At 53.7% G+C, this 7,827-nt stretch carries 7 protein-coding genes; 3 read left to right on the plus strand and 4 right to left on the minus strand.

Annotation, left to right across the window (positions count from 1 at the left end):
• The 3 genes from ACRESJ_RS23755 to ACRESJ_RS23765 all read right to left on the minus strand — a co-directional run.
• Positions 1–1,292: formate dehydrogenase beta subunit (locus tag ACRESJ_RS23755; RefSeq protein ID WP_431760085.1), on the minus strand; the 1,292-nt coding region annotated here is incomplete at its 3' end.
• A complete protein-coding gene (locus tag ACRESJ_RS23760; RefSeq protein WP_431760086.1) occupies positions 1,292–1,768 on the minus strand; it encodes a formate dehydrogenase subunit gamma in 477 nt (158 codons plus the stop codon). The genes ACRESJ_RS23755 and ACRESJ_RS23760, both read right to left, overlap by 1 nt.
• 844 nt (positions 1,769–2,612) lie before the next feature.
• A complete protein-coding gene (locus ACRESJ_RS23765; RefSeq protein WP_431760087.1) occupies positions 2,613–2,921 on the minus strand; it encodes a DUF3077 domain-containing protein in 309 nt (102 codons plus the stop codon).
• A gap of 78 nt (positions 2,922–2,999) precedes the next feature.
• On the opposite strand from ACRESJ_RS23765, the gene ACRESJ_RS23770 reads away from it, so the two are divergent.
• The 3 genes from ACRESJ_RS23770 (at position 3,000) to ACRESJ_RS23780 (ending at position 6,591) form a co-directional block, all read left to right on the plus strand.
• Positions 3,000–3,479 (plus strand): hypothetical protein, encoded by a 480-nt coding sequence (locus ACRESJ_RS23770; protein ID WP_431760088.1) that lies wholly within the window; start codon positions 3,000–3,002, stop codon positions 3,477–3,479.
• A gap of 282 nt (positions 3,480–3,761) precedes the next feature.
• Positions 3,762–4,070: an HD domain-containing protein gene (locus ACRESJ_RS23775; protein WP_431760089.1), complete on the plus strand. Its 309-nt coding sequence runs from the start codon at positions 3,762–3,764 to the stop codon at positions 4,068–4,070.
• Positions 4,015–6,591, plus strand: a complete 2,577-nt coding sequence (locus tag ACRESJ_RS23780) for an HD domain-containing protein (RefSeq protein WP_431760090.1) — start codon at positions 4,015–4,017, stop codon at positions 6,589–6,591. The genes ACRESJ_RS23775 and ACRESJ_RS23780 overlap by 56 nt, the downstream gene beginning before the upstream one ends.
• Positions 6,592–6,837: 246 nt before the next feature.
• On the opposite strand, the gene ACRESJ_RS23785 is transcribed toward ACRESJ_RS23780, so the two are convergent.
• Positions 6,838–7,167: a hypothetical protein gene (locus ACRESJ_RS23785; RefSeq protein ID WP_431760091.1), complete on the minus strand. Its 330-nt coding sequence runs from the start codon at positions 7,165–7,167 to the stop codon at positions 6,838–6,840.
• Between the last annotated feature and the right edge of the window lie 660 nt (positions 7,168–7,827).

The following is a 7,827-nucleotide window of genomic DNA, read 5'->3' on the forward strand; positions in this document are numbered from 1 at the left end:
GCGAAGCGCGCCATGTGGGCCATGTCCAGGCTGTCGTCAGCCACCACCACGCCACCGTGACCGAGCATCGCGCCGATGGCGGCGAAGGCCTCGTAATCCAGCGGCGTATCGAATTGCGAAGGTGGCACCCAGGCGCCGAGGGGGCCGCCAACCTGTGCGGCCTTCAGCGGCCGGCCACTGCCGGTACCGCCGCCGTAGTCTTCCACCAGCTCCCGCAGGGTCAGGCCAAAAGCCCGTTCCACCAGACCGCCGTGACGAATATTGCCCGCCAACTGGAAGGGCATGGTGCCCAGCGAGCGGCCCATGCCGTAATCGCGATAGAACTGCGCACCCTTGGCCAGAATCAGCGGCACCGAGGCCAAGGTCAGCACGTTGTGCACCAGCGTCGGTTGGCCGAACAGGCCTTGTAGAGCAGGGATCGGCGGCTTGGCGCGGACGATCCCGCGCTTGCCTTCCAGCGAGTCCAGCAGCGCGGTTTCTTCACCGCAGATGTACGCGCCGGCACCGACTCGCACTTCCATATCGAAGGCCTGGCCGCTGCCGCCGACATTGGCGCCCAGATAACCTGCTTCACGGGCGATGTTCAGCGCCTGGCGCAGGGTGGCCACAGAGTCGGGGTATTCCGAACGTACATAGATGTAGCCGAAGGTGGCACCGACGGTAATGCCGGCAATGGCCATGCCTTCAATCAGCAGGAAGGGGTCGCCTTCCATCAACATGCGGTCGGCGAAGGTGCCGGAGTCGCCTTCGTCGGCGTTGCAGACAATGTACTTCTGCGCAGCTTGAGTGCCGCGCACCGTGCGCCATTTGATCCCGGCCGGGAAAGCCGCGCCGCCACGGCCACGCAGGCCCGAATCGAACACGTCCGTCGCGGTCTGCTCACCACCCACCGCGATGGCCCGGGTCAAACCCTCGAAACCGCCGTGGGCGCGGTAATCGTCCAGCGACAGCGGCCGGGTAATGCCGGCGCGGGCAAACAGCAGGCGTTGTTGAGTCTTGAGATAAGGCAGTTCTTCCACCAGGCCCAAGGCCAGTGGATGGCTGGACGGCTCGCCTTGCAACGCATCGAGCACGGACGGCACATCGGCAGCGGTCAACGGGCCGAAGCCGATACGGCCTTGCGGGCTGTCCACTTCCAGCAGCGGTTCCAGCCAGTACAGGCCGCGCGAACTGGTGCGCTGTAGCTCCAGCGGCAGATTAAGTGCCTTGGCCTGAGTGATCAGGGCCACGGATACCTCATCGGCACCCACGGCACGGGCAAGAGAATCACAGGGCAGATAGAGAGTCGGCATCACGCATCCTCCCGGCAAGCGTCGAGCAAGGCATCCAGACGCTCAGCGCTCAAGCGCGCATGTACCCGGCCATCTAGCTCCAGAGCAGGCGAACAGGCGCAGGCACCGAGGCAATACACCGGACGCAAACTGATGCTGCCGTCGGCGCTGCTGCCGTGGTCGTCCAGTTGCAGACGATCGCGCAACTGCGCGGCCAACTGCTCGGCGCCACGACTCTGGCACGACTCGGCCCGGCACAAACGCAGGATATGCTTGGCCGGAGGCGCGGTACGGAAGTCATGGTAAAAACTGATCACCCCGCGAACCTCCGCCTGACTCAGATTGAGGGCATGAGCAATCTCGGGGACGGCGATATCGGGGATGTAACCGATGCGTTCCTGAATATCATGAAGAATGGGCAACAGCGCACCCGCAGAGCCCTTGTGGCGCTCCAGCAGACTGTTGACCACAGGCAGGTGCAAACTCTCATCAGGCATACAGCATTCCTCACGGTCACGGACAAACCAGAGGGTCGTCGGTTGTCCGAAAGTGTCGGCGGCGGCACTCATGCCACGTCACGGTATCGTGGCATTTTCAGGCCGTTGGCCAGGGCACCCTGGGCGGGCATCTTGTTGTGCCCGGCGCGGTCTTCGCCGCACATCGGTAAGGGCATAAAAGCCAGATTGCCACGCCGCCTTTGATTTATCCGCACCAGAGCGACGTGTTTGGTTCTGTCTACGACTATCCATTAAGTCTAGATGAGCGAGGCAGGGGCCGTTCACGCACTGGCCTACCGATGGGTGGTGTATAGCAAGCGTTGCCGGTGAGAAACAGCATCAGATCGGTGGGTAAATCCAGGGGGCAGATGCGCTGATCTACTCCGCAGCCCCCCTGTAGGAGCGAGCTCGCTCGCGAAAAACCCAAGGTATCCACGAGTTCCGCTGAATACATGCCCAGACAACATTCACACTATTCTGCCCAGACCACTGTAAAAGGCAGCTATTCCCAGTAACAAAGTGCCAAATCCCGCATAAACCCTGGCCTTTATCGCGTTTTCTGTGACACCGACGTTTACATGGTCATCAGGCTACACCAGCATCCATCCCAATCGCGCCCGGTCCCCCGGTGCTGGCATAGTCCAGCATAACGTTCGGGCCTTCCTGTTTATGGAACATGGAAGTTGCCCAAGCCAACTCCTCCAAAACCATTCCAACTACCCCCTGTAGGAGCGAGCCTGCTCGCGAAAAACCCAAGGCAACCACCACTCCCGCTGAATACCCAAGCCCACCGCGACCAAGCCCTTCTCTACAAGCGTTATGCCTGACGACTAAAACCCGGAAGCTACCCTTCAGATTCCGTCGCTCGCTTGGATATCGGCGCAACAGCCCGACCCCGCGTCAGCACCTTCACCGCATCATCCACCAACGCCTTACTCATCGACGTCAAATAATGCGCAGCCCAGGCGTGACGGTCGGGGTCTGTGGCGCAGGCAGCATCTTCGGTCAGCGACTTGGCTAGGAACAGAAAATCAGAAGCCATCGATAACGCATCACCGAGCGGAACGCCGCGAGTGACGTGGAACAGTGGTTGATCGGAGCAGTAGATGGCGGGGGTTAAACCGATGGTTTTGAGTTCGGGTTGTTCGGTCATTGGCCACCTCCGAGGATGGAGAGGCCATGGGGGAGGGGGGGACGTGATTGGGAATTGCTTAGAGGGGAAAGCCAAATTTTGTACGGATCCATACTGCGCATTGCAAAGCTCCTTAATTTGAAGAACTGCCACAATTCGTTACCAAGCGAATGGGTGGCAGCTGTGCGCAGGTTGGTAAACCGGGAAATCAAGGAAACCGGCACGTCCGAAGACGTCCCACGCACAGCCGCCATAACGCAGATCGCAGGCGAAAAAAAAGCGCCTGCGGACGCATGGCACTGTTGCGCAGTGATTTACCTCGGGTTACCAAGCCCGGTCGCTGAATTGGCAGCGACGATGGAAGGGTATCGTCCAGATCCTTTTCCTGCAACCTTTGAGGGTCTCGATCCCAAACCACCCCTGACGAAAAATGTGTTCTATCCCAGTTTTGTTCGTTTCGTGCGTTGCAGGCTCACGCATGATATTGATATTCATGGGTTTTATTGGAGGTATGCATTTGTTGAATGTCCAAGTAGGAGCATTATTGAGCCAATTGGTATTACATCTCATCGGGGTTGATTCGAACTGATGTACCTGCCTGAGCTGGGCCTCTGTTTGGCATGGGCAGCCACTATGCTCAAAGTCCACTATCGGCCAGGAGCTATCGTTCGCAAGAATGAGCTTTTTTCACGGCAATGAATGTCTTCACGTCTTGCTTCACAGTTGTATTTCACGCCTAACACGCGCTAGTCTCCACCATTTAACAAAACCAATATGCAAAGGGATATGCAGGGTGGCCGATAACGGATATATGCCTTTCGTTACCTTAGCAAGTCCCGCGCTTTAGCAGAGAATACTCAAATGCATTTGCCACCTCGAATCGAAAATCTTATAAGTCAAGATCATGCCCTTAACGCTGTAGTGCTGAAGGCGCTCGCAATTGTTGGGCCATGGACTCTCGACAATAGAACGGTTTTCTTTCACGAGTATACAGATCACAGTCTTAAACATTTAGCAGAAGTTTTACTTACTGCGGAAGGGCTGATATCTGACGAGTCGTGGTCGCATCTAACAGCCGAAGATGGGGCGGTTATTGTGCTTTCGGTACTCTTGCATGATTGCGCTCTCCATATTTCTGAAGACGGTTTTTTTTTCTCTGATAGATGGTAGTTATCGGCCTGCACCATCTCGCTATATTCAAGATGAGATAGCATGGCCAACCCTTTGGGATCAGTTTCTCACGGAAGCGCGTCGGTTTGATCAGCGAAAACTACATGCGCTATTTGGAAGTTCGGATCCAGTTCACGATGTTCCATTAAATAAACTCGATCTTACATTTAAACATCGATTGTTAATTGGGGAATTTCTTCGGAGGCATCACGCGAGACTTGCGCATGAAATCGCTATTTCCGGAATACCTGGGCCAAACTCTCCAGTAGCTCTTGCAGATGACGATTTCAAGGATTTAATGGATCTTTCAGGATTTGTGGCAAGGAGTCACAACTTGTCAATCCGGTCGGCTGTGGATGTGCTCGAGCCAAACCAACGACGTGTACACCGTAACTGTCGAACGCCCTTTGTTATGATGGTATTACGCATAGCAGACTACCTCCAAATCCACTCGTCACGAGCTCCGGGGCAGCTTCTAAGACTAAAATCACTAGTTAGTCCAGTTTCACGCGGTGAATGGCGTAAGCATATGTCCGTTCGCGAGATTAACCAAGCGCATGACGACCCAGAAGCTATCTTTGTGGACTGCGAACCAGAGAGCGCCGCTACGTTCCTAGGAATGCAGAGCTTGCTTCGGGACATTCAGGTAGAGTTAGACAAAAGCTGGGCTGTACTTGGCGAGGTCTATGGTCGGCTCCCACCACTGAACTCTCTTGGGATTACAATTAGACGGATCAGATCCAACCTAGACGATCCGCATTTGTTTTGGGAAAAACGGAATCCACCGTTTCTTCCCCGCGACTTTAGATTCAAGACCGCTAGTGCAGAGCTGATGGACTTGCTAGTTATGCCGCTTTATGGCGAGAAACCGGAGATTGGCATACGCGAGCTAGTTCAAAATGCTGTAGATGCTTGCCGAGAACGCGATGATTTGATTGTGAAGGGGGTAGTGGCTTCGGCATTAAAATCAAGCGACGATGTAATCGTCACCTTAAGCGCTTCCAATGTTAATGACGCGAAGCTTGTTATCGAGGATTTCGGCGTTGGCATGAATGCGGATGTAGTCGATAAATATCTTCTTAATATTGGGGCGTCATTTAGGCGCAGTGATATATGGCGGAAAAATCACGAGTCAGCTGGTCATTCCACCGTCCATCGAACAGGTCGATTTGGTATAGGTTTGCTCGCAGCCTTTCTCCTTGGTCCTGAGATTAGAGTCACTACACGATCTATCTACGATACCGAAGATGACGCGATTACATTTTCGTGCAAGCAAGGTTCAGAAACGATTGAGGTGAGGCCTTGTAGGTTTCACGCTGGAACGCGTATTGAGATTCCAATATCAGATGAAGTCAAGGCGAAACTTACCAGAAAAGAGGAGTTATGGGATTGGTATTGTCTTACGAATCCGAGCGTGCAACGAATTATTGCTACCGGCACTGAGGTTCATCTTAAGCAGAGATATACAGTCCCAGAGTGTGACGCCCAACTCGACTCAACCAAGTGGCGCCGCGTCTCCGCCGAAGGATACGATGATGTACTTTGGAGCTACGAGGCGCTTGAGCGATGGGGGCGACCCGATGACTTGGTTATCTGTAATGGTGTAATGGTCTGCCGAAGCAGCTACAAGCTAACACCTGCAATTTCGGAAGAGCTAGGCACTATTGCCGCAAAACCGCCGAGTTTGGTTGTTTTTGATGCTGATGGAAGATTTCCGATAAACTTGCAACGCGACGCGATAGCCACAGATCATACGGAGTTTCAGAGGGAACTTTCTCTCGATATATCGGACTATCTAGTCACGCGACTGATGCAGACGTTTGAGAGCCTCACCCCCGGAATCACATCTGAAAATGTATTGCTTTCCGTCAATCCTCGAATACTTGGTCTATCGTCAACAAACGATTTCCGTAACAAGATTTCCCCTATAGTACTTTCAAAGACTGGGGTAATTCCAACTGATGCGGATCTTCTGCGAGCGGCAAAGGTAACTAGCATCGTCATTGATGCAGTTAATGTATCGAACAATCGAGGCGCATTTACATCGCGTTCGCTCACGGAGTGGGCCGAACATTATGTTGCGGTAGATGGCATAACCAACACTAAAGTAAGCAGAACTGGATTTCTGCGCGACTCGATCGGCGGCTTCGATCATTATGGGAAGTCAACTGCTTTTTTTGAACAACTTGGAGTGGTGGGGCGACGAATCCTTGTTAGAAAAACAGATGTCTCTGAGCTAGTCACGCCTGGGAATGTACCTCGAAGTCAATGGAATAGGTTGACTTTAGAGGTCGATCTAGGCGGGTGGGGGCTTTGGGCATTGGGAGCTGTTCCCACTCTGACGCTCGACCTAGCTGCAGTGTGCGCAGAACTTGATCTCTCAGAAGCGTTCGGAATCACTCTTCTCTATTTTGGAGGCGACACTAATCGGAAGAAAGTCACTGATTCTCAGCCTTCTGCATTTGCAGAGGTGTGGAACGAACTAGTCCGCGCACCAGTTTTACAGCAACGCCCCCGTTAGCAGCACTGTTAAGCGGAGAGTCTTGAATCCAGCGGTCAGCTTTAATGGCCGCTGAGTTCCGATGTCGAGAAAGCGGGGGTGTTCGTCCCGTAGCCTCGTCAGCGAGCGGTGGGCTTAGACGGCAAAAAAATTGGGGAAAGGGGCGGAAAAGGATAAAGGGGATAGATTATTTATCGGTTAAGACGCGCCGGCCAGTGTCGGTTCGGCTGTTGGGCACTACCGCTTTAACGCCCCCCCCCGCTTTCTTCATTGAATATCTTTCAAATAATCCTTAAGCGCGATGAGCGGCGGATCAAGCTCCTCCATTGTCTGAATACTGGCAAGCTCACCCGCCAACCTCCGCAACTCCCGCCCCAACGGCTTATCCACACCCCCAACAGCCTCCAACGCCAACCCCACACACTCACCCACCTTCCCCTGAATCCCCTCAACATCCCCCCGCCGCACCAGCAACTCAAACACATCCCGTTGGTAATCCCCCATCACCAAATCATCCCGCAAAATCGGACTCTGACCTTCCGACTCATAAGCCAGTTTGAGAGAGAACAGGGCAACGGTTTCCAGGTGCAATTCCATGGGGGGAATCCTTGATGAGTGTCTTACTGACCGAGGGGGGAAGATCAAAGAAATCGCTGGCAAGCCAGCTCCTACACAGGGCGGTGGGGTGTCAGGTGCTTTTCTGCAGGCGAAAAAAAAGGCCTTGCAAAGCAAGACCTTTCTTAATTTTGGTGCCCGAGGGAGACTCGAAACTAACATTAATTACTTGATTAGTATAGATTAAATTGGATGTACATCTTTTTATGTACATGAATTTATACTTGGTGTGTATTTTGACGCGAGCAGGCGGGCGGGGGGAAATTTATGATTCCCCCGCCTTTTGAGTTTCCGACGAGATGCATGTTGTGTGGGTCATTGTGGGAACAAAGCAATCAGGTTTGGCGGAGTCTGGTCTACTGCTATAGGCAACTGTCGACCCAAGCCGGTCAGTCGCCGTCGTGACAGCCAGAAAACGGCCAAAAAGCGGTCAGACAGCGTCCTCGAAATGAGGGCGATTCAGTGACGACGTGGTCTGGGCTCTCTGCTGCCCTGATGCTTTGTTCGGACCTTGGAAGTTTTTATAGTGGCAACCGAGGCTCTTTGGTAAGGAAAAAGAATTTCTAGGTTGGGGTTGACGGCCTATTTTAATGCTGTAGTATTCGCCTCCCGCTAACGAGCAGCTTGATGTTGATTTTTGGC

The sequence above is a fragment of the Pseudomonas sp. genome, from assembly GCF_050739655.1.
Classification (GTDB): domain Bacteria; phylum Pseudomonadota; class Gammaproteobacteria; order Pseudomonadales; family Pseudomonadaceae; genus Aquipseudomonas.

Excerpts from the sequence above, each read along its gene's own strand:
- ACRESJ_RS23765 (WP_431760087.1), bottom strand. The coding sequence starts at position 2,921 with ATGACCGAACAACCCGAACTCAAAACCATCGGTTTAACCCCCGCCATC.
- ACRESJ_RS23775 (WP_431760089.1), top strand. The coding sequence starts at position 3,762 with ATGCATTTGCCACCTCGAATCGAAAATCTTATAAGTCAAGATCATGCC.
- ACRESJ_RS23780 (WP_431760090.1), top strand. The coding sequence starts at position 4,015 with ATGATTGCGCTCTCCATATTTCTGAAGACGGTTTTTTTTTCTCTGATA.
- ACRESJ_RS23785 (WP_431760091.1), bottom strand. The coding sequence starts at position 7,167 with ATGGAATTGCACCTGGAAACCGTTGCCCTGTTCTCTCTCAAACTGGCT.
- ACRESJ_RS23760 (WP_431760086.1), bottom strand. The coding sequence starts at position 1,768 with ATGCCTGATGAGAGTTTGCACCTGCCTGTGGTCAACAGTCTGCTGGAG.